This is a genomic window from Zunongwangia sp. (assembly GCF_048269745.1).
Taxonomy (GTDB): domain Bacteria; phylum Bacteroidota; class Bacteroidia; order Flavobacteriales; family Flavobacteriaceae; genus Zunongwangia.
Window position 1 is genome coordinate 376,716 of record NZ_JBLXIB010000002.1, and the last position, 24,634, is coordinate 401,349.

A 24,634-nucleotide genomic window follows, 5' to 3' on the forward strand; every position below is an offset into this window, starting at 1 on the left:
ACAGCGCGTTTTTTTATTTTTAGCCTATGAAATCTTTTATTCGTCAGGTTCTAGAAAAACTCCAAGAGTCCAAAACCCCTATTTCTAATTATACTTTTGTACTCCCTAGTAAACGGGCAGGCGCTTTTTTATTAAATGAATTAAGCCAGCTAACTACTAAAACTATATTTGCTCCCAAAATTTATAGTATTGAAGAATTTACTGAAGAAATTTCTGGATTAAAATCTATAGATAATACTACTAGTTTATTCGAGTTCTATGAAGTCTATCAAAAGTTAACTCCAAAAGAAGAACTAGAAAGCTTCGAAACATTTTTAGCTTGGGCACAAAGCTTATTACACGATTTTAATGAGATTGATAGGTATTTAATTGAAGCTGCTTCTTTTTTCGATTATCTATCCGATATTCAAGATGTAAACCACTGGTCTAAGCAAAACCGAACAGAGCTAATTGAAAATTACCTTAAATTTTGGGATAAACTTCCCATTTATTACAATGCACTTCAGGAGAATTTATTAGATAAAAATCAAGGTCACCAAGGACTTATTTATCGGGTTGCAGCTTCAAGAGTAAGTAATTATGCAACTGTTCATAAAAATCCCCATATCTTTTTAGGCTTTAATGCGCTAAATACTTCAGAACAAGAAATATTTCAGCACTTATTAAAAGTCGGAAAGGCTAAAGTATTTTGGGATATCGATGATGTTTTCTTGAATGATGCTCAGCATGAAGCTTCATTATTTATCCGGCAATATTTAAAAGAATGGGATTATTACCAAGAATATCCTGAAAAACCAGGTATTAAAGAATATGCTACAGAAAAAAATATTCATATTACTGGAATTCCTAAAAATATAGGCCAGGCTAAACATTTAGCCGAAATTTTATCGGGTTATAGTGATGAAGAATTAGCAAAAACAGCTGTTGTTTTAGGTGACGAAAGTTTACTACTTCCTGTATTAAATAGTTTACCTCCCAATATTAAAGAGTTAAATATCACAATGGGGTTTCCATTAAAAAATGCTCCTATTACATCGCTTTTCAATAATTTATTTGATTTGCACACTACAAGTACTTCAAACTATTATTACAAACAAGTAATAGCTATTTTAAACCATGCTTCTTTAAGCAATATTCTGCAGCCTTATGCGCACAATTTTATTGAAAAAATCCATAAGAATAATATTGTTTATTTAAGTTTTGAGAAAATTAAAAGTGCGTTTCCGGAAGAGCTTTATAGTGTAATTGAAGCCTGTTTTAAAAATTGGGAGAATAAAGCTCAAGAAGCATTAAATAATTTTCAACATTTAATATTCAGTATAAAACCTACTATAGATAAAGAGACTAATCAGCTAACATTAGAATTTTTATACCATTTCCACACGCTATTCAATCAACTGGAAACTTTAAATAGTAGTTATCCTCATATCCAAAGTTTAACCGCTTTACGTAATTTTTACGATGAGATAATGAGTACTCAAAATCTAGATTTTCAGGGTAAGCCTTTTAAAGGATTACAATTAATGGGAATGCTAGAGTCTAGAGCTTTGGATTTTGAAAACATAATTATTACCTCTGTAAACGAAGGTACATTACCTTCTGGTAAAACAAATGCTTCATTTATTCCATACGATCTTAAAAAGGCAAACCAATTACCTACTTACCGAGAAAAAGATGCGGTATACACCTATCACTTTTACCGACTTTTACAACGTGCTAAAAATATTAGACTACTATACAATACAGAAAGCGGGGGATTAAATGCCGGAGAAAAAAGTAGATTTTTAACGCAATTGGTAATTGAAAAACAAGATAAACATTATCTAACCGAACAGACTATTTCTCCACAAGTTCCCAAAATTACCTCATCGCTTAAGATAGTTGAAAAAACACCGGAAATAATCGATAAAATTAAAAATTTAGCGGCATACGGATTCTCACCCTCAGCATTAACCACATATATGCGTAATCCTATCGATTTTTATTATCAGTATATTTTAGGAGTTAAAGAGCAAGAAGAAATAGAAGAAACTGTGGCTTTCAACACGCTGGGAACAATCATACATGATAGTTTAGAAGAATTCTATAAGCCTTTGCAAGGCAAAATTTTAACAAAAGCGCACATTCTCAAATTTAAAAAGAAAATTACAAGCGAGGTATCAAATCAATTTAACAAGACCTATAAATCGGCTAAGCTACAAGGTAAAAATTATCTTATTTACGAAATATCGAAACGGTATTTAGAAAACTTCTTAAGCTTTGAACAAAAGCGCCTTACAGAAGAAGATTCAATTAAAATTCTAAAAATTGAAACTAACCTAAAATCAAAAATCAATATTTTTGAACTCGATTTTCCAGTTTTTATCCGTGGTAAAGTAGACCGAGTAGAAAATTGTAACGGTATTACCAGAATTATTGATTATAAAACGGGGAAGGTAAACCAAAACCAAATAGAAATTGTAGATTGGGATAACCTAACTACCGATTACGAAAAATATAGTAAAAGCTTTCAAGTATTAGCCTATGCTAGTATGATCAAAAAAGAAGAAAACTTGCCTTTACCTGTAGAAGGTGGTATTATTTCATTCAAAAATTTAAAAAGTGGTTTATTAAAATTTGCTAAGCGAGAAAAACCTCGCGGCGGAACTAAGAATCATTTAATAGACGAAGAAATTTTCTCTGATTTCGAAATACAACTACAAAAGCTAATTATTGAAATTTGTAATCCGGAAGTTCCATTTACCGAAAAAGAAATATAAAGCTATGGAAATTACTAAAAAGAAGAATATCAGTATAGAAGGAAAGCATAATAAACCTATTTTATGCGATTACTATTTTAATACGGAAGAGAAACCAAACCCCATCGTCATATTTTGCCATGGTTATAAAGGCTTTAAAGACTGGGGAGCTTGGGATAAAATGGCTGAATGTTTTGCTGAAAATGGATTTTTCTTTATAAAATTCAATTTTTCACATAACGGAACCACTCTAGAAAACCCAACAGAATTTTTAAACATAGAAGCTTTTGGAGATAATAATTACTCCATAGAGTTGGACGATCTACAATCGGTTATTGACTGGGTTTTACGTCCAGATTTTAAATATGCTTCTCATATAGATGTTAGCAATTTAAGTTTAATTGGCCATTCTAGAGGCGGTGCTATTGCAATTTTAAAAGCCGCACAAGAAAAACGAATTAAAAAACTAATTACATTTGCTTCTGTAAGCGATCTTAGTAAAAACTTTCCTACCGGAGATGCTCTAGAAGAATGGGAAGAGAAAGGGATTTATTATATTACAAACTCCAGAACAAAACAACAACTTCCACATCACTACCAATTCTACAGAGATTTTGAAGAGCATAAAGAAGATTTCAATATTAAGAAATCTACTGAAAATCTAGAAATTCCGTATTTAATAACTCATGGTAGCAGCGATACTTCTGTTTCAATAGCTGCTTCCGGGCAATTATTTGAATGGAGCTCAATTTCCAAATTATTGTTAGTTGAAAATGCTAACCATGTATTTAATACTTCACATCCATGGAAAGAAGAAAGCTTACCAGAAAAATTTACCTATTTAATAGAACACACATTAGATTTCTTAAAGACTGATAATGATACATTAATTGAAGAGTATGGCGACAATGATGATTAAGAAAAGATTCTAAATGTAAATTAACAACCTCCTTTTTTCTTCTAAGATATCTGGAGGTTCATTTTTTTAATATTCTATTATCTTTGGCCAAAACCTATACAAAATGTATCAATTAATAATTTTCTGCTTTCTACTTAGTATTTCTGCGAATGCACAGTTTAATAAAGAACATAATTTAAACTATGAAGAAACGATTACTGTTGAAGGAAAAACTCAAGCACAACTCAAAGAAAAATTCCACAAGTGGATGCTATCGGAATTTGATAAATCTAATATAAAAGCTTCAAAAAACACCGATAATGAAATATTGCTAGATATTGCCTCACAACTTGATATAAAACAAGGCAATACTAGTATGCCAATAGCTATTTATTTTGGGATATTAAGTGAATTTGAAGACAATCAATTCAAGATTCAGATAAACCACATTGATGTAGGGCCAACAAAAACACCGGTTAAAATAGATTTCCCCGATTTCAAATCCTTCAAAAAGGAAATGCAAGAAACGGTAAACCATTTAAGTGGCGACGCAAAAGCTAAAAACCAAGCTATTTTAGATGATGAAAAAAAAATAAAACAGATTTATAATCGCGGATTAAACAACCATAACAACATGCTAACAGCAGTAAAAAAATATATTACTGAATTAGTTAAAAAAATGAAGAATTATATAAAATAAAAACCCCGCAATATTGCGAGGTTTTTGTGGAGAATATCGGAGTCGAACCGATGACCTTTTGGCTGCCAGCCAAACGCTCTAGCCAGCTGAGCTAATCCCCCTATTTTATAGAGCAAATTTATACTTTTTTTCGAACTATAAAAGTTTTACAATCAATTTCTAATAGAAAAATTAGCTTGTTTTAACTTCTCTAAAGAATAAAAAAGGGTTCTATCTTTATACAGGTTATGAAAAAAATAGATGCTTCTTCAGTTAGTTTTAAAAACATAAATAAAATTGCAATACCAGCAATATTTGCTGGTATTGCGGAGCCTTTAATTTCTCTTACCGATATGGCCATTATTGGTAATATTAAAGATCATTCTGTAGAAGCATTAGCCGCAGCGGGTATTGTAGGTTCTTTTTTATCGGCTATTATCTGGATTTTAGCACAAACTAAAACGGCTATTTCAGCCAAAGTTTCTCAATATTTAGGAGCTAATCGTTTACATGCTGTAAAAACATTAATTCCGCAAACAATTGCTATTAATTTAATGCTTAGCTTATTAATATATGGAATTACAGCACCACTTGCTGAATTAATATTCAAAGCTTATAACGCAAATGGCTTAATTTTAGAATATTCAGTTAACTACTATCAAATAAGGGCCATAGGTTTCCCATTAACTCTACTTACTTTTACTATTTTTGGTGTTTTTAGAGGACTGCAAAACACCTCTTGGGCTATGAAATGTAGCCTTAGCGGTGCCGCCATTAATATTTGTCTAGATTATTTACTAGTTTATGGAGTAAAAGGATTTATCCCAGCTATGGGTCTAGAAGGTGCAGCTTACGCTAGTTTAACAGCACAAGCTGTTATGCTAATAATGGCTTTATATTATTTCTTCAAAAAAACTCCTTTTCATTTAAAGGTCAGTAAAAAAATTAATCCTGAATTAAAGCCATTATTAATTATGGCTGGCAATTTATTTCTTCGGACATTATCACTAAATATTGCCATAATGCTAGCTAATGCATACGCTACTGATTATGGCGATAATTATATTGCGGCACAAAGTATATTAATGAATATCTGGTTATTTTTCAGCTTCTTTATTGATGGTTATGCCAATGCTGGCAATGCTATTGGCGGAAAGTTATTAGGGGCTAAAGATTATACTAACTTATGGAATCTCAGTAAAAAAATAAGCAAATATGCTGTTATTATTGCTATTATTCTGGCAATAATTTGCCTAGGGCTTTATACCAATATAGGTTTATTATTTAATAAAGATGAAGCTGTATTAGCGTTGTACGGAAGTATTTTTTGGTTATTACTACTCATGCAACCTGTAAATGCCATAGCGTTTATGTTCGATGGGATTTTTAAAGGTCTAGGTGAAGCCAAATATTTACGCAATTTATTATTAGTTGCCACTTTTTTAGGCTTTACCCCTACGCTTCTTATTGGCGATTATTTTGGTTTGAAACTTTACGCTATTTGGATTGCTTTTTTTGTTTGGATGCTTATTCGAAGTATAGGCTTGGTTATCAAATTCCGAAGAAAATATTTACAAAAAGAAGTTTAATTTTAAGCAATATCGGTTATTGATTTGCCACTCTTCTACTTTTTTGATTTAATGGCATTTTAAAACTAAAAATAGTTTGGCCATCTTCAGAAGAAAAATCCATACTTCCATTATGTGCCTTTGCAATCTCATGCGCTACATACAAACCTAAGCCTAAATGTTTGATGTTATTTTTCGAATTTTGCTTAACATAAGGCTTAAAGATATTTTTGTGCATAAATTCCGGAATAGTACGGCCACTATTAATTACCGAAATTATAAAATTTCCGGAACTACATAATACCCGAATTGTAATGTTTTCCTCAGGATCGCCATACTTCATTGCGTTATCTAAAACATTATGAAAAAGCTGGGAAATTCGATATAAATCACAATTAACTAAACTGGTTAAAGAAATGTCATAATCTACATTTTTATGATTATATAAAGAAGATAAAGAATCTATTATTTCGGTTAAATAATATTTTAGTTTTAAATTATCTTCTTGTAAATCTAACTCTAAATTATTCTCAAGATTCATTTTTGCATAACTCTGTAAGTTATTTATAAGATCTTGCATTTTTAATGAGGATGATTTTATAGCTCTTAACTGATCTTTTGTTTGCGGAGAAAACTCTTTACCTAATAAATTTTCTGTATTTTCTCGTACTGTATTAACCGGTTTTGCTAAATCTTTACCAACAATAGACATGAAAATTTCTTTCAATTCTTTTGTTTTATTAGCTGTATTTAAAGCACTATTAGTTCGCTCTAATTCTTTTATAGATTCTAAATGAAAAGAAATAAGGTCGGTATACAATTCAAACATTGTTCGGACTTCCTCTACATTAATAGATCGAGGTTCCGAATCTATAGCGCAAAGTGTCCCAAAAAATTCTCCGTTCTTTTTAAAGATCGGGTACGAAATATAACTTTTAAAACCGTATAATTTTGGAGCGCAATGTTTCTTAAAAATAAAGTTATTAGCTACATCGTTAATAATAACCGGAATATTATGTTCCCTAATTTCATAACAAATTGTTGTTTCTACATCTAATTCATCTCCAGGTTTTAAACCAAAATCAAGTTTATCTTCAGAAACACAAGTCACCCATCGATCTTCGGTAACTCTAGCTATAGCTACAAATCCCATTTTGGAACTATGCCTAATAACCCGTAAAAGTTTCTGAATGCCGGGAATCATATTAATATCTTCGACATCCTTTTTTAAATCTGTTGATAAACCCGCTCTCCCTTTCATAATAAAAATTGAAACAATTCGAAATTTACAAAAACTAAACCGCCCTTTATAGGTTTTTAACTTAGCTTTTAAATTTAAGTTCCGTTCAAATACTATATTTATCCATAATATGTAAATTGAAATAAAATGTCCACTTCTAGAAAAAATGGTAGCCTATATACTAACATTATCAACAACGTAGCATATCTTGAGTTTGGCCATCCGGCAAGTAACAGTTTTCCATCGGTATTGCTAGATCGTTTAGCTAATGCTTTCGAAAAATTATCTGATAACGAAGAGGTTGCTGTTATCGTTTTAAAATCTGAAGGTGAAAAAGCATTTTGTGCAGGAGCTTCCTTCGATGAGTTATTGACTATCGAAAATATGCAACAAGGAAAATTATTTTTTTCCGGTTTTGCAAAAGTTCTTAACGCCATGCGAAAATGTAAGAAATTGATTATTGGCAGAATTCAAGGAAAAACAGTTGGTGGAGGTGTAGGCCTTATTGCTGCCTGCGATTATGCTATGGCAACCGAAGCTGCTTCTATTAAACTTTCCGAATTAAGTATTGGCATTGGTCCATTTGTAATTGCTCCTGCTGTAGAGCGAAAAATAGGAGTTTCTGGATTAGCAGAATTAACTCTCGCTGCTCAAGATTGGAAAAATGCATACTGGGCAAAAGAAAAAGGCTTATATGCTCGTGTTTTTGAATCTATAACAGACATGGATAAAGAAATTGAAATTTTTGCTGAAAAATTAGCCAGCTATAATCCTGAAGCCTTGCACGAAATGAAAAAATTATTGTGGAAGGGTACCGAAAATTGGGCTACTATTTTGGTAGAAAATGCAGCGATAAGTGGTGAATTGGTATTATCCGATTTTACCAAAAATGCACTCTCTAAGTTTAAAAATAAGTAATTATAATTTTACAATACAACGTATAATACATGTTTTAAAACAGATAGATATTAACTATTTACACGAGAAAATTTATTAATAGGTTTTCCTCTATTTTTTATTTTTTCCAATAGCTTATTTTAATATAATTACGTCACGAAAAATAAAATCATAATCTTTCATAAAAAACACTAAAACAAGTGTTTAAAAATTAGATTTAAAATTGTTGATAACCGGTTTATAATTTGGTGATTTTCTGATTCTACTTCAGAAAAATCTATTGTACTTTTAAGCTAAATAAATTATTTAAGAGATATCTCTAGGAGTAATTTATAGATAGAATTTTTGGTTTCGAACTTAACACAGAAATTCTTAATATAAAATATGAAGTAAGGTTTTTGAACTGCTTCCTGTAGCTCAAAATTAAAAGGGAATATTAGTGAAAATCTAAAACTGTTCCCGCAGCTGTAAGCAATTTAAACGGCACCACATAGTCACTATCTAATTAAGGTGGGAAGACGCCAACATGCAAAGTCAGAAGACCTGCCTTACTATACTAGTATAGAACTTTCGGGTAAAAAGTTACTGTATTATAATAAACACTGACTATTAATTTTCTGAATAAAAATCAGATTAGTGAACAAGGCTTATGAAGTTTGCGCAAAAAGAAATTGTGCTACAAGAAGTACCTGGTGAAGTAAGTATTTGCTTCAGTATTACTGGTTGCCCTTTAAAATGCAAGGGGTGCCATTCTCCTTATTTATGGAAAGAGAATAATGGAGAACTTCTAACTACCGATATTTATAAAAATATACTCGAACAATACAAAGGTTTTGCAACTTGCGTCCTATTTATGGGTGGCGAATGGTTTCCTAAAGATTTGGAAGAATTTTTAAAAATCGCAAAAACCTTTAATTATAAAACCTGTTTATATACAGGCTACAATGCTATCCCCGATTCTATATTGCAACAATTAACTTGGCTTAAAACTGGGCCTTGGAATCCTTCGTTAGGCGGATTATCAAATCCTAATACGAACCAAAAATTTATAGAAGTAGCTACTGGAAAAAAACTTAACCACTTATTTATAGCGTCATGATACGATTAACTCCTAAACAAGTAGATAAAAAAATAGCATTTATAGAAGAGTATATCTCTGCACAAAATGCAGCCGATGGGTCTAGTGTTGATGCCAATGCAAATGTTACTTCCAAAAATATAGCTACTATGGAAGCCGAGCTCAATAAAGACATTAACATTCAGGTAAATCGACAACTCATTAAAAATCAAATAGCCGAGTTATACGATGAAACTTTAGCTAACGAATATATACGCCAAATCGAAAATCATGAAATTTATGTTCACGATGAAACATCACTAAAGCCCTATTGTGTTTCTATAAACATGTATCCGTTTTTATTAGATGGGCTTACTAAAATTGGAGGTGAAAGTAAAGCACCTTTACACTTAGAAAGCTATTGTGGAGAATTTGTAAATTTAGTATTTGCCATTAGCTCTCAATTTGCAGGTGCGCTCGCTACAGTAGAATTTTTATTGTATTTCGATTATTTCGCAAGGAAAGATTATGGAAAAAACTACTTAGAAACAAATACAAAAACTATAGAGAATCACCTTCAGCATGTGGTGTACGCCATTAACCAGCCTGCTGCTGCTAGAGGATATCAATCTGTTTTTTGGAATATTTCAATTTACGACGAGAAATATTACGAAAGCATGTTTGGTGATTTTGTATTTCCGGATTTCGAAAAACCAGCATGGGAAAGCTTAAAAAAACTACAGGTCTTTTTTATGAAATGGTTTAACAAAGAACGTAATAAAGCACTGCTTACTTTTCCGGTAATAACAGCAGCTATGCTTATAGAAGATGAAGAACCCGCCGATACTGAATTTGCTGATTTTTGTGCTGAAGAATTAAGTAATGGAAATTCATTCTTTATTTACCAATCTGAAAGTGCCGATAGTTTAGCTTCTTGCTGCCGTTTACGGAACGAAATTGGTAAAAACACATTTAGCTATTCTTTAGGAGCCGGTGGAGTAGCTACCGGCTCTATTAATGTTATTACCATGAATGTAAATAGATTATTACAACAAGGTAAAAACTTAACTACAGAAGTAGAAAAAATTCATAAATATCAGGTGGCTTACCGAAAATTAATGGAGCGCTACCAAGCTGCAGGAATGCTACCTGTTTACGATGCCGGTTTTATAGATCTTAACAAGCAATTTCTAACTATAGGAATTAATGGTATGGTTGAAGCTGCCGAAAGTTTAGGTATTAAAGCTACCAACTCCAAAGAATATAAAGACTTTCTAAGCTATCAATTAAAAAAGATTTACAAAGCTAATCAAGAAGCTAAAAAGCAATACGGCTATCAATTCAATACAGAGTTTGTTCCTGCTGAAAATCTAGGGGTAAAAAATGCAAATTGGGATAAATTAGATGGTTTTGAAGTAAACCGAGATTGCTACAACTCGTATTTCTATCCGGTTGAAGATTTATCGATTAATATTCTCGATAAAATAATGCTACACGGTAAAGAAACTATTCAGTATTTAGATGGTGGCTCTGCACTTCATTTAAATTTAGAAGAATATCCTAATAAAGAAGGATTCTTAAACTTATTAAAAGCTACCGCAAAAGCAGGTTGTAATTACTTTTGTTTCAATATAAAAATCACCATTTGCAATACTTGCAACCATATCGATAAACAAACCTCTTTTTCTTGTAAAAAATGCGGTTCTGAAAATATAGACCATGCTACTCGAATTATAGGCTATTTAAAGCGAGTTTCTAGTTTTAGCACGCAACGCCAACAAGAACACCGTTTACGATTTTATCATCAAGAAAATTAAAAAACATAAAAAAGACTGCTTATTTTTAGCAGTCTTTTTTTATATCGATTTAACGCAAAATTGGCGGATTCCCTTCTATTTTTTGGTATTTTTTATTAAAAAATGATTATTCAGCAACCTGAATTACCCAAAGATAAACCCGCAACCGAATCGCAACAGTATGGGTTTGAATTATCCGACTTTATTTCTGAAAATATCTGGTATTTAGCTATCTTCGTTTTAATAGTTGCCTTAGTAATTCTTGATTATTACCGCAGAAAAAACCGTTAACTATGCAAAGCACTTTACCTGAAAACGAGGAAACTTTTGAAATTTTAAGCTTTTTAAGCGGATACGGATTTTGGATGATTTTAGCTGTAATACTAATCATATTGGTTTTATATAAGAAGTTTAGAAAATAAATTCTTCAACCTAATTTTTTTGCGTTAGGGATTGTAATGAAAATCCTTTTGCTCGTCCCTCGCAAAAGATTGTAATGGAAAGCCCGGCCGAAGGCAACGCCAAATAACTAAAATTCTTTAAATTTTATCTGGTTTTCAACCATCCGGTAATACTCAACCGCTCGGAGTTTTTAACTTCTTTTACCTCGTGCTCTAGAATCTGACTTTCGAAAATCACGACCCTTCCCGGTAATGGATAAATTACTTCTTCGCTTCCATCTTCTTTATAAATCACCAGTTCTCCGCCATTAGTTTTCAACCAGCTTTTATCATTTAAATAACTTACAACAGAAAGTTTACGGCGAGAATCATTTTGAAAAGTATCTAAATGTCGCTTATAAAATGTGCCTTTTGGGTAGACTGCGTAGTGGAATTCTTTATGAAGAATTCCCATAAAACAAGTCCTGTTAAGATACTCGATAAGATTATTGATTTTATTAAAAAAAATCTTCTCGGTTTCACCAGCTTCGGCTTCATTCATCCATAAAATAAAATCACCACGAATGGTTTTTGCCACCAACTCGTTTGTTTTATTACCGATGGCCGATTTCTTAAATTGATCTTCTTGAAATTTAGTAATTAAATTATTGCGTAATTGCTGAATTTCTTCTGCTTTAAAAAAATTGTCGATAATACTGTAATTTTTAATAAGTAAATCATCGATAATGCGCTCGTATTGCTTATTCAACCTATAATCGAGCTGCTCAAAAAGTTCTGTTTGTTGCACCTATTTTTAAAAAATTTGCGCAAAATTAAGCTATTTTTGGTTTGCTTGTACCAAATTTATTCCTCCTTCTAAATTTAAAATTTTTTTCTGCGGAAATTCCTGCTGAAGTTGGGTTACTGCTATTTTACTTCGGCTTCCTGCTGCGCAATACACCACCAAGTTATCGTTATTTTCGAGTTCAAGAGCTCGCTTACTAAGTTCGGAAAGCGGAATATGCAAACCGCCTAAACTTTTTAGGTTTCGTTCGGAATCGGTTCGAACATCTACTAGTGTAAACGACTCTTTTTTTTGCTGAAATTCTTCAAAACTGATGGTCTTTATGGCATTTTCGTCAGGACAAGAAATAGCGATTTTTTCGAGTTTATCGATATCTATTGAAGAATCTTTCTGAAAACTGAAGACTTGAAATTGAAACGTTAAACTATTGAATCTTAATAAACGCCCTTGCAATATTTCGCCTATTCCTAAAATAATTTTCAAAACTTCGTTCGCCATTAAATTTCCCATAATTCCCGGAAGCACCCCCAAAACACCAACTTCACTACAGGTTGGTATACTTTCGGCAGCTGCCCGATCGGGAAATAAACAGCGATACGTTGGTCCGTTGTTATAATTGAATACACTTAATTGGCCTTCAAACTTAAAAATGGAAGCCATCACTAATGGTTTATTCGCGAGTACTGCAGCATCGTTCGCTAAATATTTAGTACTGAAATTATCACTGCCTTCTACAATGAGATCAAAATTTTTAAAAAGTGACAAAGCATTGTTGGCTGATAAAGCTTCTGTAAAATATTGAATTTCAATAGTTGGATTTTGGGCTTGCAATCGCTTTGCTGCCACTTCAGCTTTGGGTTTACCAATATCTTTTTCAGCATACAAAATTTGGCGTTGCAAATTACTTCTGGAAACAATATCTGCATCTATAATTACGATATTTCCTACGCCTGCCGCTGCCAAGTATTGCAGAGCCGGACAACCGAGCCCCCCGGCTCCTATCACTAAAACCCTCGAAGCTTTTAATTGCTTTTGGCCTTCTTCGCCAACTTCATCTAGTAAAATATGGCGAGAATAGCGTTCTTTTTCGATAGCTGTTAATTCCATATTACCAAGCTTTTTCCCAATCTTTCCAAACCGGTTCAATTCCGTTTTCCCGTAACATGGTAGCGATAGTTTCGGTACTACGCTCATCTGAAATTTCAAACTGCTCCAACGACTGCGGTTCCACCACATAACCACCCGGATTGGTTTTTGATTCAGCACTCATAGAAGTAATGCCCAGATGTGCAATATGATCACGGAATTTTTGCTGTTCTCGCGTCGAAATAGAAAGCTCAACATCTTCATCTAAAATTCGGTACGCACAAATCAATTGCAATAAATCAGGATCGGTCATTTCAACCTTAGGTTCTAAGCCACCGCTAAAAGGTCGTAATCTCGGGAAAGAAATCGAATACTTTGTTTTCCAATATGTCTTCTGCAAATATTTTAGATGTAAAGCGGTAAAAAAACTATCTGCACGCCAATCTTCTAATCCAAATAATGCTCCGATTCCAATTTTATGAATTCCGGCTTTCCCCAAACGATCCGGTGTTTCTAAGCGATAATCAAAATTTGATTTTTTTCCTTTAGGATGATGAATTTTATAGGTCTCGCGATGATAGGTTTCTTGATATACTAAAGTAGCATATAAGCCATCGTCAATCAATCGTTCGTATTCTTCCAGATCCAGCGGTTGGACTTCAATAGAAATATTTGCAAAATGTGGTGTTAAAAGACGAACAGCATTACTCAAATAATCAATGCCCACCGTTCTATTCGCTTCCCCTGTAACCAGTAAAATATGCTGGTAGCCTTTCTTTTTCAGAAATTCAGCTTCTTTTAAAATTTCAGCATCGGTTAAGGTGCGCCGCGGAATCTTATTCGTTAAACTGAATCCGCAATACGTACAAATATTCTGGCATTCATTACTTAAATACATTGGCGCGTACATTTGCATGGTATTCCCAAAACGCTTTTTGGTAATCAGCCTGCTTTTCGTAGCCATTGGCTCTAAATAAGCTTTGGCAGCCGGAGAAATTAAGGCTTTAAAATCTTCAAGATCGGGTTTTACGGCACTTAAAGCGCGCTCTACATCCACGATGCTTTTTTGCTGAATACTTTCCAACACCTCATCCCAATCATACTGCGCAAGTACTGTTTTAAAACTACTCATATAAAAATTGTGTTAGTGGACTACTAGCTTCAGCAAGTTTGCCGGTTTCGGCAAGTTTTGCTTCGTAAGCCATTCGCCCGGATTCTACAGCCATTTTAAAGGCTTTTGCCATTTGCACCGGATTTTTAGAAACGGCAATCGCGGTGTTTACCAAAACCGCATCAGCTCCCATTTCCATCGCAAAAACAGCGTGTGAAGGGGCACCAATACCGGCATCTATAATTACCGGAACATTACTTTGCTCGATGATGATTTCTAGAAAATCGAAGGTTTTTAAGCCTTTATTAGTACCAATAGGAGAACCTAAAGGCATCACACATTGGGTGCCGACATCTTCTAAGCGCTTACACAAAACCGGATCGGCATGAATATACGGCATGACCACAAAGCCTAATTTCACCAATTCTTCACAGGCTTTCAAAGTTTCTATGGCATCGGGTAATAAGTATTTAGGATCGGGATGAATTTCGACTTTCACCCAGTTTGTTCCCAGCGCTTCCCGAGCCATCTGGGCCGCAAAAACAGCCTCTTTGGCATCGCGAACTCCTGAGGTATTGGGTAACAAACTTAATTTTTTGTGAGCTAGGCTACTAATCATATCATCTTCTGTATTGCCCGCTTCAACTCTTTTGAGCGCCACGGTTACCAATTCACTTTCTGAAGCTAAAACCGCTTCGCGCATTAGCTTTGAATTACTGAATTTCCCCGTTCCCGTAAATAACCGAGAATCGAAGCTTTTATCTGCTATTTTTAGTTTTTCCATTTTGTATTTTTTAGTTGTTAGCCATTAGCTTTTTAAAATTTAAGCGGGTTATGGTTCGTCATTCCGGACTTGCTCAGCAATCCCATTCCTAGATGAATCAAGTTCAACATGACGTGCTAAATAATTCAGGTTGAAATTTCACGAGGAATTTTCGCCAAGCCGGAACCTCAATCATTTAAAATTCAACATTTAGCATTCAAACTAAATAAGTCTTTATTCTTGTTTCATGATTCTCTTGTCTCTCATCTATTTTATAACATCTAAACTCTCACAGCAAATCGATCTAAAACCTGCTGAATCTCTTTTTCCGGATGTTCCGAATGCGTCAATAAACCGGAAACCGCGATTCCGCTTAATCCAATTTCTCGGAGTTCTTCTATGTCGTTTAGTGTAATTCCGCCAATGGCAATTATAGGAACCGTCTTTTCCTGCTGCGAATATTTCTCTATCAATTCCTGATAACCTGAAAATCCAAGAATAGGACTCAGTTTTTTTTTGGTGGAAGTAAATCGTAAAGGGCCCAAACCAATATAATCAACTCCGTTTTGCAGATGTTCCATACAATGTTGAAGCGTATTGGCAGTACCGCCAATTATTTTTTCTTCTCCTAAAATCTGGCAAGCTTCTAAAACATCGGTATCTTCTTGTCCTAAATGAACGCCGTCGGCATTACAGGTTTTTGCAATTTCTACGTGATCGTTTATAATCAGTTTTGCTTGATAAGCTGAGCATATTTCACGAGCTGAAATTGCGGTTTCTAACACTTCTTTTGCTGAAGTTTCTTTCAGTCGTAGCTGAATACAATTGCCACCGGCTTGTAACACGCGTTCTATATTTTCTAAATGAACTTTAGCATTTTCTCCTTGAGAGATATAATGCAGTGCAGAAATTTCTTTTTGCAAATTCACCGGTTTATTTAAAAACTGATTCATAGTGTTGCTGAATTTTAATAAAACTTTTTATTGGATTTTCTTGTTGCCAAACCGCGCCAAGCACTGCCGCGCCACTAAAACCCATTTTACGAATTGCTGAAATTTTTGCTGAATCAATTCCGCCTAGTGCAATCACTTGCTGCTGAAGGTCGTTCACCTGAAACTTTTTTCCCGAATATCCGGTTTTGGAAATCGAATTAAAAACAGGGCTCAAAAAACAGTAATCGAAATTCAATGTTTCTGAAAGCAATTCTTTTTGATGCACCGAAGTGCTTACCGTAAATTTTTCTTGCTGAAAAGAGGTGATATAATCATCTAAATTTTCCTTCAGATTTGTTCTGAAATATTCCGGAAGATGAATGCCTTTCAGCCCAAATTCTCGTGCCAATTCGTGATGCTGATGTAGCACCATTTTGCAGCGGTATTCAGCTTCAAATTTTGCTAGCCAGCGTTTTAACACTTCAAAAGAAACCTTGGGTTTACGAATATGAAGAATTTCTAAACCTGCATCGAGTATCGACTTCAGTTGAAATTCTTCATTTTCAATACATTTTTCCGCAGAAATTACGATTAGCATTATTCAGAAATTATAAATACACTTCGCTTCCTTTTTTCTTAAACTCTTCTGACTTTTCTTCCATTCCTTTGATAATGGCTTCTTCGGTATCCATTCCGTTTTCTTTGGCATAATTCCGTACATCCTGAGTGATTTTCATCGAGCAGAAATTTGGTCCGCACATCGAACAAAAATGAGCTACTTTCGCATTGTCTGAAGGTAAAGTTTCATCGTGATACGCTCGTGCCGTATCTGGATCTAGCGCCAAATTAAACTGATCTTCCCAACGAAACTCGAATCTCGCTTTACTCATCGCATCGTCCCGATGTTGTGCTCCCGGATGCCCTTTTGCTAAATCTGCCGCGTGGGCAGCGATCTTATAAGTAATTACACCTTCTTTTACATCTTCTTTATTCGGTAAACCCAAATGTTCTTTTGGCGTTACATAGCATAACATTGCACAACCGTACCAGCCAATCATTGCCGCTCCAATTCCGCTGGTAATATGGTCGTAACCCGGCGCAATATCGGTGGTTAGCGGACCAAGCGTGTAAAAAGGCGCTTCGCCACATTCGGCCAATTGCTTGTCCATATTTTCCTTAATCATATGCATTGGGATATGTCCGGGACCTTCAATAAAGCATTGCACATCGTGCTTCCAGGCGATTTTGGTTAATTCGCCAAGTGTTTCCAATTCGGCAAACTGCGCATAATCATTCGCATCGGCAATACTTCCCGGACGCAAGCCATCGCCAAGAGAAAATGCTACATCATAAGCTTTCATAATTTCGCAGATCTCTTCAAAATGCGTGTATAAAAAGCTCTCCTGATGATGCGCTAAACACCATTTTGCCATAATGGAACCGCCACGAGAAACAATTCCCGTTACTCGTTTTGCGGTATGCGGAATATATTTTAAACGAACCCCGGCGTGAATGGTAAAATAATCAACACCTTGTTCGGCTTGTTCTATTAAAGTGTCTCTAAAGATCTCCCAGGTAAGATTTTCAGCTTTTCCGTTTACTTTTTCTAAGGCCTGATAAATAGGAACCGTCCCAATGGGTACCGGAGAATTCCGAAGAATCCATTCTCGGGTTTCGTGAATATTTTTTCCGGTAGAAAGATCCATTATGGTATCGGCGCCCCAACGGCAAGCCCAAACTGCTTTTTCTACTTCTTCTTCAATCGAAGAACTTACGGCGGAATTCCCAATATTAGCATTGATTTTAACCAAGAAATTACGCCCAACGATCATCGGTTCACTTTCCGGATGATTAATATTACTCGGTATAATTGCACGTCCTTTGGCAACCTCATCTCGAACAAATTCAGGAGTAATTACTTTAGGAATACTCGCCCCAAAACTTTCGCCCGGATGTTGCTCGGTAATCTGATTAATTTCCTGAAGTTTCTGATTTTCCCGAATAGCAATAAACTCCATTTCCGGCGTAATAATGCCTTTACGCGCGTAATGCATTTGGGTTACATTTTGCCCCGGTTTCGCTTTTAAAGGTTTTCGAATTCGTTTAAACCGAAGTTCATCTAACTTTTCGTTCTCTTCACGCTGCCGGCCGTATTCCGAGGAAAGTCCGCTTAACTGCTTCATATCTTCTCTGGCAGCAATCCATTGCTGGCGAATAGGTTTTAAACCCTGGCGCACATTGATCTCTACATTAGGATCTGTGTAAGCACCGCTGGTATCGTAGACCAATACCGGATCATTTGGCGTTTTTGTTCCGTTAAATTTATCGACGGTATCATCAAGCGTAATTTTGCGCATAGGTACCTTCACATTTTCGTGAAGTTGACCTTTTACATAAATTTTTTCTGAATTTGGAAAAGGCGTTCTGCTGATGGCTTCTTCCCTTGGTAATTGGTTAGGTTTCATACTAAAAAGGTTTAGATTGATGTTTAAAATTTGATTACTGAAAATAAAACGATCAACCGCCTTGCGTAGCACGAATCACCAATACATTACTGCCTTCTTCCACTAGTGTGTGTTCCCACTGTGGTTTAGAAATAATTTCATTATTAATGGCAATAGCAATTCCTGAAGCCTGAATATTCAATTGCTCCAATAATTCCTGAAGCTTTACAGGTTCTTTAAAAGAATGGTTTTGGTTGTTGACGTTTACAGTTATCATATCATTTCGATTTTAATAGCCGTAAACCAAAGAGGATTGTCTTTGAAGAAAAGTAATATGAAATAGAATTTATCCCCTAATTTGGATAAAATCGAATCAAAAATTTCTAACTTTTCCCTTCGCAGATGCTAATCTGGATCAGGTTCAAAGGGTTTTTCTCAGCCGAATTGAATCAGCACCCCTAAAGTTTACTCTCTCAAAGTTAGGATAAATAAAAAAGCCTTACAACTTATCCACTGAAAACAATTTGAAAAATTAAGACCTTAGTTTTAACATTTAAAGCATTAAAATAACCAACAGATAGGCTTTTTACACTCATTTTCCCGACTTGTTTAGTATCTTTGCGCCCTAAATTTACAGGTATGGCAAATATTAGAATTACCAAACAGTTCTCTTTTGAAACAGGGCATGCGCTTTATGGCTATGATGGCAAGTGCCGCAATGTACATGGCCATAGCTATAAATTAAGTGTTACGGTAATTGGACAACCAATTACTGATACCAATAATGTAAAATACGGTATGGTAATCGATTTTGGTGATCTAAAAAAGATCGTAAAATCTGAAATTGTAGACCAATTTGATCACGCGACAGTTTTTAATAAAAACACACCTCACCTTCAATTAGCTAAAGTACTAAAGGAGAGCGGGCATCATGTTATTTTGGTAGACTACCAACCAACTAGTGAAAATATGGTAATTGATTTTGCTGAAAAAATAAACAAATATTTACCAGATCATATTCAACTACATTCTTTAAAACTTCAAGAAACTGAAAGTAGTTTTGCAGAATGGTATGCCAGCGATAATTCCTAAAAAATCTGCTATCTTAAAAACAAGGATGCTTTATAACTTTCTATTAACTTTGCTGAAGCTAAGAAAATATACATGACTATTCCCGAAGGAAAAAAAATATACTTCAGTAGCGATAATCACTTAGGAGCTCCTACAAAAGAAGCTAGTAAAGTTCGCGAAGCCATCTTTATAAAATGGCTAGACGAAATTAAAGAAGATGCTATGGCTATTTTTTTACTTGGTGATTTATTCGATTTTTGGTTTGAATATAAACATGTAGTTCCCAAAGGTTTTGTTCGTGTTTTGGGGAAATTAGCTGAAATTAGAGATAGTGGTATCCCTGTATATTTTTTTATTGGAAATCACGATCTGTGGATGGAAAATTATTTTGAAGAAGAGCTTAATATTCCCACTTTTAGAAAACCACAAGAATTTGAATTCAACCAAAAAACATTCTTAATTGGCCATGGTGACGGACTTGGTCCCGGAGATTATGGATATAAACGCATGAAAAAAGTGTTTACCAATCCATTTTCAAAATGGCTTTACCGTTGGTTACATCCTGATATTGGTGTACCGCTTGCACAATATTTTTCGGTAAAGAACAAACTGATTTCCGGCGATGATGATGCTAAATTTTTAGGAGAAAATAACGAGTGGTTAGTACAATATTGTAAACGAAAACTAGAAACTAAACATTACGATTATTTTCTATTTGGACATAGGCATTTACCTATGGAAATTAAGCTGAAAGAAGATTCTAAATACATAAACACGGGCGACTGGATAAACCACTATACATATGCCGAATTTGATGGAACAGATTTATATTTAAAAAAACTGAATAAGGAATAATTTATATTAATTCAACGAAACAGAATTAATATAATAATCTAGTTTCATTTTAAAAATAGTTCCTTCTACCAGATCACAAATCTTATCAAGCTCAGATAAGTTTAAGGTAAAATCCATTTTTTCTAGTGGTGATTTCAGTAAAACTTTTCGCTCACAATTTCTAGATTCTGAACAAATTTCGCATTCCGAACTTCGACTTTTAGCACATTTAATATAATCGGAAAAAAGTGCTACTTCTTCACTATTTAAGTAAAAACCCATATTTTTAAAAACCAGCTGTACTCGGTTTTGATCGGCAAATACAGTGTCTTTCCATTTAAACGCAATTCCAAAATCATTGTGATGAATAATATCTACGTCTTCCATCTTTTTATAGGTTTATTTCAAAGATAAAAATTTTATTTAAAATGAATCTAAATAAAACCGAAAAATTATTCTTTAATATCTTTCAATTTCAATTGCAAAGAAACATTTCCTTTCCATTCATTCTCGTCTACGGAATATACTGCGCTAAAAAGATTTTTATGTTTAATCACTTCAATTTTATCTCCTAAATTGAAACCGATCGCATTAAATGACGATTTATTCTCTAATTGCGAAACCTTACATTTTAGATGCGTTTCTTCTCTACCCACACATTTTCCAAATCCGGAATCGGTTAAATTTCTAGACATAAAAACAGGAGACATATTTCCTGGACCAAATGGTGCAAACTGTTTCAATATTCTCCAAAATTTAGGAGTAATTTCATTTAACTGAATTTCAGCATCTATAGAAATTTCGGGAGTTAGTAATTTCCGGTCGATTGTATTAGAAACTACTTCTTCAAATTTACTTTTAAAACCTTCGTATTGTTCTTCCTTTAACGTTAGTCCTGCTGCATATTTATGACCTCCAAATTGTTCAATATGGTCTTGGCAAGCTTCTAATGCATTATACACATCAAATCCCTTTACCGATCGGGCTGACGCCGCTAGTTTATCGCCACTTTTAGTAAACACCAAAGTTGGTCGGTAATAGGTTTCGGTTAATCTAGAAGCTACTATACCTATTACACCTTTATGCCAATGGTCTGCATAAACAACTGTTGTTAATCGGTCTTGTTCTTTTAACTCTTCAATTTGAGATAAAGCTTCTACCGTTATTGTTTTATCGGCATCTTTTCGGCTAGAATTATAGTTCTCTATTTCCGCTGCAAATTGTTCAGCTTGTAATTCATTTTCTTCAGTAAGCAATTGTACAGCATGCAGGCCATGTTTCATTCTTCCGGCTGCATTAATTCTAGGAGCTATTACAAAAACCACATCGGTTATGGTAATCTCTTCCTTTTTAATCTGATTTAGAATAGCTTTAAAACCCGGTCTTGGTGCTACATTAATAACATGTAAACCATGATAGGCTAAAACACGATTCTCTCCGGTAATAGGTACGATATCTGCACCAATAGCAGTAGCTACTAAATCTAGATAAATTAATAAGCTTTCTATAGTTTCTCCTCTTTTTCCGGCCATTGCCTGAATTAATTTAAAACCAACTCCGCAGCCACATAATTCTTTATAAGGATATTCACAATCTTCCCGTTTGGGATCGAGCACTGCAACTGCTTCAGGAATTTTTGCTCCCGGACGGTGGTGATCGCAAATAATAAAATCGATATCTTTTTCCTTAGCATAACCTACTTTATCGATCGCTTTAATTCCACAATCCAAAGCAATTATTAAAGTAATATCGTTATCAGCCGCAAAATCGATTCCTTGGTAAGAAACACCGTAACCTTCGGCATAGCGATCGGGAATATAAGTTGCAATATTTGGATATAATTTTTTTAAATAAGAAGCCATTAAAGCAACACTAGTAGTTCCATCTACATCATAATCTCCATACACCATTATGTTTTCTCCTTCTGCTAATGCCTGTTCTATTCTCGATACGGCTTTATCCATATCTTTCATTAAATACGGATCGTGCAAATCGTTTAAATTTGGTCGGAAAAATTTCTTCGCCTCTTCGAAAGTATTAATATCTCGTTGCGCTAAAAGTCGCGCAATTGGCTTATCGATACCTAAAGATTGCATTAAAGAAGTTACAATTTCAGAATCAGGATTAGGTTTTATGGTCCAGCGGGTGTTCATCAGCATTTATCTTCTATTGAAAAAAGTAAGTTGCCTTATAATGAAAGTAAAAGGCATTGTTAAGAATATAATTTAAAATCGAAATAAACCTCGAAGTTTATAGCTCAATTATCGATTCAAAAATACAAAAAGATCCTAGTTTTTTGGATTTAGAGGTTGCTCGTCAAAAGAAATTCCACTCCAACCGGTTCTCATAAAATTTCGAATGTTTTGATGCCCCTCGCCTTCAGGATGTTTCAGTACATTTTCAAAATAATGTTTCCCGAAAAGCGACAAAGTTATTTCTTCACTAAGTCTTTTAACTTACCTAAAGCAAAAATTTTACAACTACCAATATTAGTTCCTGCTTCATTATAAATTTCTGCATTTTTAAAAGGAGTAGGTGTAAATGCATAATATGCATCAATTAAAGCAATTGTAGTTTTAAAATCGGCAGATTTAGGATTCATTTTAACGTGCTCTAAATATTCAGATAAGCTCATTTTTTAAATTTTATGGGATTGCTAAAATATAAGTTCCCGAATTAATTTGTTACTTTCAAGCTTCAAAATCTATACTAATGAATATGGTTAAAGGGCAACTAGTTGATATTGAGAATCGACGAATTTTTCCGGCAGAAATTACTATCGAAAATAAAAAGATCGTAAAAATTGAAGAATCTCAGCATGAGGAAAAACAATTTATTATGCCCGGTTTTGTAGATGCACATATTCACATCGAAAGTTCCATGTTAGTTCCTTCTGAATTTGCTCGTATTGCAAGTATTCATGGTACAGTAGCTACAGTTTCCGATCCGCATGAAATTGCTAATGTTTTAGGTGTTGAAGGTATTAATTTTATGATTGAGAATGGTAAAAAAGTACCGCTAAAATTCCATTTTGGAGCTCCAAGTTGTGTGCCTGCAACTCCTTTTGAAACTGCCGGTGCAGTTATAGATTCAGATGCTATTAAAAAATTAATGCAATCTCCCGATATTTTTTATATGGCGGAAATGATGAATTACCCAGGGGTTCTTTATGACGATGATGAAGTCCTGAAAAAAATAAAATGGGCGCAACATTTTAATAAACCAGTAGATGGACATGCGCCAGGATTACGCGGTAAGGATGCTGAAAAATATGCAAAAGCAGGCATTAGCACCGACCATGAATGTTTTACTTATGAAGAAGCTGAAGAAAAGCTAAAGTTAGGAATGAAAATTTTGGTTCGTGAAGGTAGTGCCGCCAAAAATTTTGAAGCGCTTATTGATTTGTTACCCCAAAATTACGAGAATATGATGTTTTGTTCTGATGACAAGCATCCAGATGATTTGGTTTTAGGACATATCGATCAGCTTTGCCAACGAGCGGTAGCTAAAGGAATCGATGTGTTTAAAATATTGCAAGTAGCTTGTGTTAATCCCATAAAACATTATAATTTAAATGTTGGTTTATTACAAGAAGGCGATGCAGCCGATTTTATTTTAGTTGAAAACTTAACCGATTTTAAAGTTCTTAAAACCTATATCGACGGAGAAATTGTAGCTAAAGATGGGCAATCTAATATTGCACCTGTAGCCTTTATAAAACCAAATAATTTTAATATTTCTGAAAAGCATACTGAAGATTTTAAGCTGAAAGCAGATACTGAAATTGTTCGGGCAATTGAAGCTTTAGATGGTGAATTGATTTCGAATGAAATTGAGGCAAAAGCCAATTTAAAAAATGGTTCGCTTTCCTCGAATGTCGAAGATGATATTTTAAAAATGACGGTAGTAAATCGTTACAAAGACAAGGCACCTTCGGTGGCATTTATTAAAAATTTCGGACTAAAAAAAGGAGCAATTGCCAGTTCGGTTGGGCACGATTCCCATAATATTATTGCTGTAGGAACTTCAGATAAAGAAATTTGTGAGGCTGTAAACCTCATCATAAAAAATAAAGGCGGAATTTGTGCTGTAAATGGTAAAAATCAAAAATCTTTGCCACTGCCTGTTGCCGGAATTATTAGTGATAAAGATGGTTGGGAAACTGCAAAATTATACGAAGAAATAGATAAAATGGCTAAAGATTTAGGAAGTACACTTAAAGCCCCTTTTATGACATTATCGTTTATGGCGTTACTGGTAATTCCTGATCTTAAATTATCAGATAAAGGATTATTTAGCGGTAAAAAATTCGAATTTGTAAATGTCATTAAATAA

23 protein-coding genes, 1 tRNA gene, 1 pseudogene and 2 riboswitches are annotated in these 24,634 nt (G+C 34.2%); of the genes and pseudogenes, 12 read left to right on the forward strand and 13 right to left on the reverse strand.

All coding sequences use genetic code 11. The annotated features are described in order from the left end of the window. Positions 1–26: 26 nt before the first annotated feature. The 3 genes from ACN0WI_RS04525 to ACN0WI_RS04535 all read left to right on the forward strand — a co-directional run bounded on the left by ACN0WI_RS04525 (position 27) and on the right by ACN0WI_RS04535 (position 4,336). Positions 27–2,759: a PD-(D/E)XK nuclease family protein gene (locus ACN0WI_RS04525; protein ID WP_417885439.1), complete on the forward strand. Its 2,733-nt coding sequence runs from the start codon at positions 27–29 to the stop codon at positions 2,757–2,759. Positions 2,760–2,763: 4 nt separating this feature from the next. Then, positions 2,764–3,657, forward strand: a complete 894-nt coding sequence (locus ACN0WI_RS04530) for an alpha/beta hydrolase family protein (protein ID WP_417885440.1) — start codon at positions 2,764–2,766, stop codon at positions 3,655–3,657. Between the two features lie 103 nt (positions 3,658–3,760). Then, positions 3,761–4,336, forward strand: coding sequence for a DUF4468 domain-containing protein (locus ACN0WI_RS04535; RefSeq protein WP_417885441.1), 576 nt, complete (start codon positions 3,761–3,763; stop codon positions 4,334–4,336). A gap of 27 nt (positions 4,337–4,363) precedes the next feature. Here the strand turns inward: ACN0WI_RS04535 and ACN0WI_RS04540 are convergent. Beyond that, positions 4,364–4,437, reverse strand: a tRNA-Ala gene (locus ACN0WI_RS04540). Positions 4,438–4,563: 126 nt separating this feature from the next. Here ACN0WI_RS04540 and ACN0WI_RS04545 point away from each other — a divergent pair. Continuing rightward, complete coding sequence (locus tag ACN0WI_RS04545) at positions 4,564–5,904, forward strand: MATE family efflux transporter (protein ID WP_417885442.1); 1,341 nt, start codon at positions 4,564–4,566, stop codon at positions 5,902–5,904. A gap of 16 nt (positions 5,905–5,920) precedes the next feature. Here the strand turns inward: ACN0WI_RS04545 and ACN0WI_RS04550 are convergent, their stop codons facing one another. Next, positions 5,921–7,144 (reverse strand): ATP-binding protein, encoded by a 1,224-nt coding sequence (locus tag ACN0WI_RS04550; protein WP_417885443.1) that lies wholly within the window; start codon positions 7,142–7,144, stop codon positions 5,921–5,923. 126 nt (positions 7,145–7,270) lie between these two features. On the opposite strand from ACN0WI_RS04550, the gene ACN0WI_RS04555 reads away from it, so the two are divergent. From ACN0WI_RS04555 to ACN0WI_RS04575, 5 genes are all read left to right on the forward strand, one after another. Continuing rightward, on the forward strand, positions 7,271–8,041 hold the full coding sequence (locus tag ACN0WI_RS04555) for an enoyl-CoA hydratase/isomerase family protein (RefSeq protein WP_417885444.1): 771 nt from the start codon (positions 7,271–7,273) through the stop codon (positions 8,039–8,041). Between the two features lie 354 nt (positions 8,042–8,395). Continuing rightward, positions 8,396–8,586: riboswitch (cobalamin riboswitch) on the forward strand. Positions 8,587–8,669: 83 nt separating this feature from the next. Continuing rightward, positions 8,670–9,119 (forward strand): anaerobic ribonucleoside-triphosphate reductase activating protein, encoded by a 450-nt coding sequence (nrdG, locus tag ACN0WI_RS04560; protein ID WP_417885445.1) that lies wholly within the window; start codon positions 8,670–8,672, stop codon positions 9,117–9,119. Next, positions 9,116–10,894, forward strand: a complete 1,779-nt coding sequence (gene nrdD / locus ACN0WI_RS04565; RefSeq protein ID WP_417885446.1) for an anaerobic ribonucleoside-triphosphate reductase — start codon at positions 9,116–9,118, stop codon at positions 10,892–10,894. The genes nrdG and nrdD overlap by 4 nt, the downstream gene beginning before the upstream one ends. Before the next feature lie 102 nt (positions 10,895–10,996). After that, a complete protein-coding gene (locus ACN0WI_RS04570; RefSeq protein WP_417885447.1) occupies positions 10,997–11,164 on the forward strand; it encodes a hypothetical protein in 168 nt (55 codons plus the stop codon). 2 nt (positions 11,165–11,166) lie between these two features. Further along, positions 11,167–11,295 carry a hypothetical protein gene (locus tag ACN0WI_RS04575; protein WP_417885448.1) on the forward strand — a complete coding sequence of 43 codons (129 nt, stop codon included), beginning with the start codon at positions 11,167–11,169 and terminating at the stop codon, positions 11,293–11,295. 124 nt (positions 11,296–11,419) lie between these two features. Here ACN0WI_RS04575 and ACN0WI_RS04580 read toward each other — a convergent pair whose 3' ends face one another. The 8 genes from ACN0WI_RS04580 to thiS all read right to left on the reverse strand — a co-directional run bounded on the left by ACN0WI_RS04580 (position 11,420) and on the right by thiS (position 18,671). Further along, positions 11,420–12,061, reverse strand: a complete 642-nt coding sequence (locus tag ACN0WI_RS04580) for a 2OG-Fe(II) oxygenase (protein WP_417885449.1) — start codon at positions 12,059–12,061, stop codon at positions 11,420–11,422. Between the two features lie 30 nt (positions 12,062–12,091). Then, positions 12,092–13,252: a molybdopterin-synthase adenylyltransferase MoeB gene (gene moeB / locus ACN0WI_RS04585; RefSeq protein ID WP_417885450.1), complete on the reverse strand. Its 1,161-nt coding sequence runs from the start codon at positions 13,250–13,252 to the stop codon at positions 12,092–12,094. Beyond that, positions 13,167–14,276: a 2-iminoacetate synthase ThiH gene (gene thiH, locus ACN0WI_RS04590; RefSeq protein ID WP_417885451.1), complete on the reverse strand. Its 1,110-nt coding sequence runs from the start codon at positions 14,274–14,276 to the stop codon at positions 13,167–13,169. Before thiH ends, moeB begins: the two co-directional genes overlap by 86 nt. Further along, positions 14,269–15,039 carry a thiazole synthase gene (locus ACN0WI_RS04595; protein ID WP_417885452.1) on the reverse strand — a complete coding sequence of 257 codons (771 nt, stop codon included), beginning with the start codon at positions 15,037–15,039 and terminating at the stop codon, positions 14,269–14,271. The genes thiH and ACN0WI_RS04595 overlap by 8 nt, the downstream gene beginning before the upstream one ends. A gap of 260 nt (positions 15,040–15,299) precedes the next feature. Beyond that, on the reverse strand, positions 15,300–15,971 hold the full coding sequence (locus tag ACN0WI_RS04600; protein ID WP_417885453.1) for a thiamine phosphate synthase: 672 nt from the start codon (positions 15,969–15,971) through the stop codon (positions 15,300–15,302). Then, complete coding sequence (locus ACN0WI_RS04605) at positions 15,952–16,548, reverse strand: thiamine phosphate synthase (protein ID WP_417885454.1); 597 nt, start codon at positions 16,546–16,548, stop codon at positions 15,952–15,954. The genes ACN0WI_RS04600 and ACN0WI_RS04605 overlap by 20 nt, the downstream gene beginning before the upstream one ends. Before the next feature lie 10 nt (positions 16,549–16,558). Then, positions 16,559–18,415 carry a phosphomethylpyrimidine synthase ThiC gene (gene thiC, locus ACN0WI_RS04610; RefSeq protein WP_417885455.1) on the reverse strand — a complete coding sequence of 619 codons (1,857 nt, stop codon included), beginning with the start codon at positions 18,413–18,415 and terminating at the stop codon, positions 16,559–16,561. Positions 18,416–18,467: 52 nt separating this feature from the next. Beyond that, entirely contained in the window at positions 18,468–18,671 is a 204-nt protein-coding gene (gene thiS / locus ACN0WI_RS04615; RefSeq protein ID WP_270062750.1) for a sulfur carrier protein ThiS, read from the reverse strand. A gap of 97 nt (positions 18,672–18,768) precedes the next feature. Beyond that, positions 18,769–18,864: riboswitch (TPP riboswitch) on the reverse strand. Between the two features lie 169 nt (positions 18,865–19,033). On the opposite strand from thiS, the gene ACN0WI_RS04620 reads away from it, so the two are divergent. Both ACN0WI_RS04620 and ACN0WI_RS04625 read left to right on the forward strand, forming a co-directional pair. Next, entirely contained in the window at positions 19,034–19,486 is a 453-nt protein-coding gene (locus tag ACN0WI_RS04620; RefSeq protein WP_417885456.1) for a 6-pyruvoyl trahydropterin synthase family protein, read from the forward strand. A 72-nt stretch (positions 19,487–19,558) separates the two neighbouring features. Further along, entirely contained in the window at positions 19,559–20,320 is a 762-nt protein-coding gene (locus ACN0WI_RS04625) for a UDP-2,3-diacylglucosamine diphosphatase (protein ID WP_417885457.1), read from the forward strand. Positions 20,321–20,326: 6 nt separating this feature from the next. Here the strand turns inward: ACN0WI_RS04625 and ACN0WI_RS04630 are convergent, their stop codons facing one another. The 3 genes and pseudogenes from ACN0WI_RS04630 to ACN0WI_RS04640 all read right to left on the reverse strand — a co-directional run bounded on the left by ACN0WI_RS04630 (position 20,327) and on the right by ACN0WI_RS04640 (position 22,934). Further along, the gene (locus ACN0WI_RS04630) at positions 20,327–20,686 is read right to left on the reverse strand and encodes a DUF6686 family protein (RefSeq protein WP_417885458.1); all 360 of its coding nucleotides are present in this window, start codon (positions 20,684–20,686) and stop codon (positions 20,327–20,329) included. 65 nt (positions 20,687–20,751) lie between these two features. Next, the gene (gene recJ / locus ACN0WI_RS04635; protein ID WP_417885505.1) at positions 20,752–22,452 is read right to left on the reverse strand and encodes a single-stranded-DNA-specific exonuclease RecJ; all 1,701 of its coding nucleotides are present in this window, start codon (positions 22,450–22,452) and stop codon (positions 20,752–20,754) included. Between the two features lie 135 nt (positions 22,453–22,587). Continuing rightward, positions 22,588–22,934, reverse strand: a pseudogene (locus tag ACN0WI_RS04640) (HopJ type III effector protein). Between the two features lie 77 nt (positions 22,935–23,011). On the opposite strand from ACN0WI_RS04640, the gene ade reads away from it, so the two are divergent. After that, positions 23,012–24,634 carry an adenine deaminase gene (gene ade, locus ACN0WI_RS04645; protein WP_417885459.1) on the forward strand — a complete coding sequence of 541 codons (1,623 nt, stop codon included), beginning with the start codon at positions 23,012–23,014 and terminating at the stop codon, positions 24,632–24,634.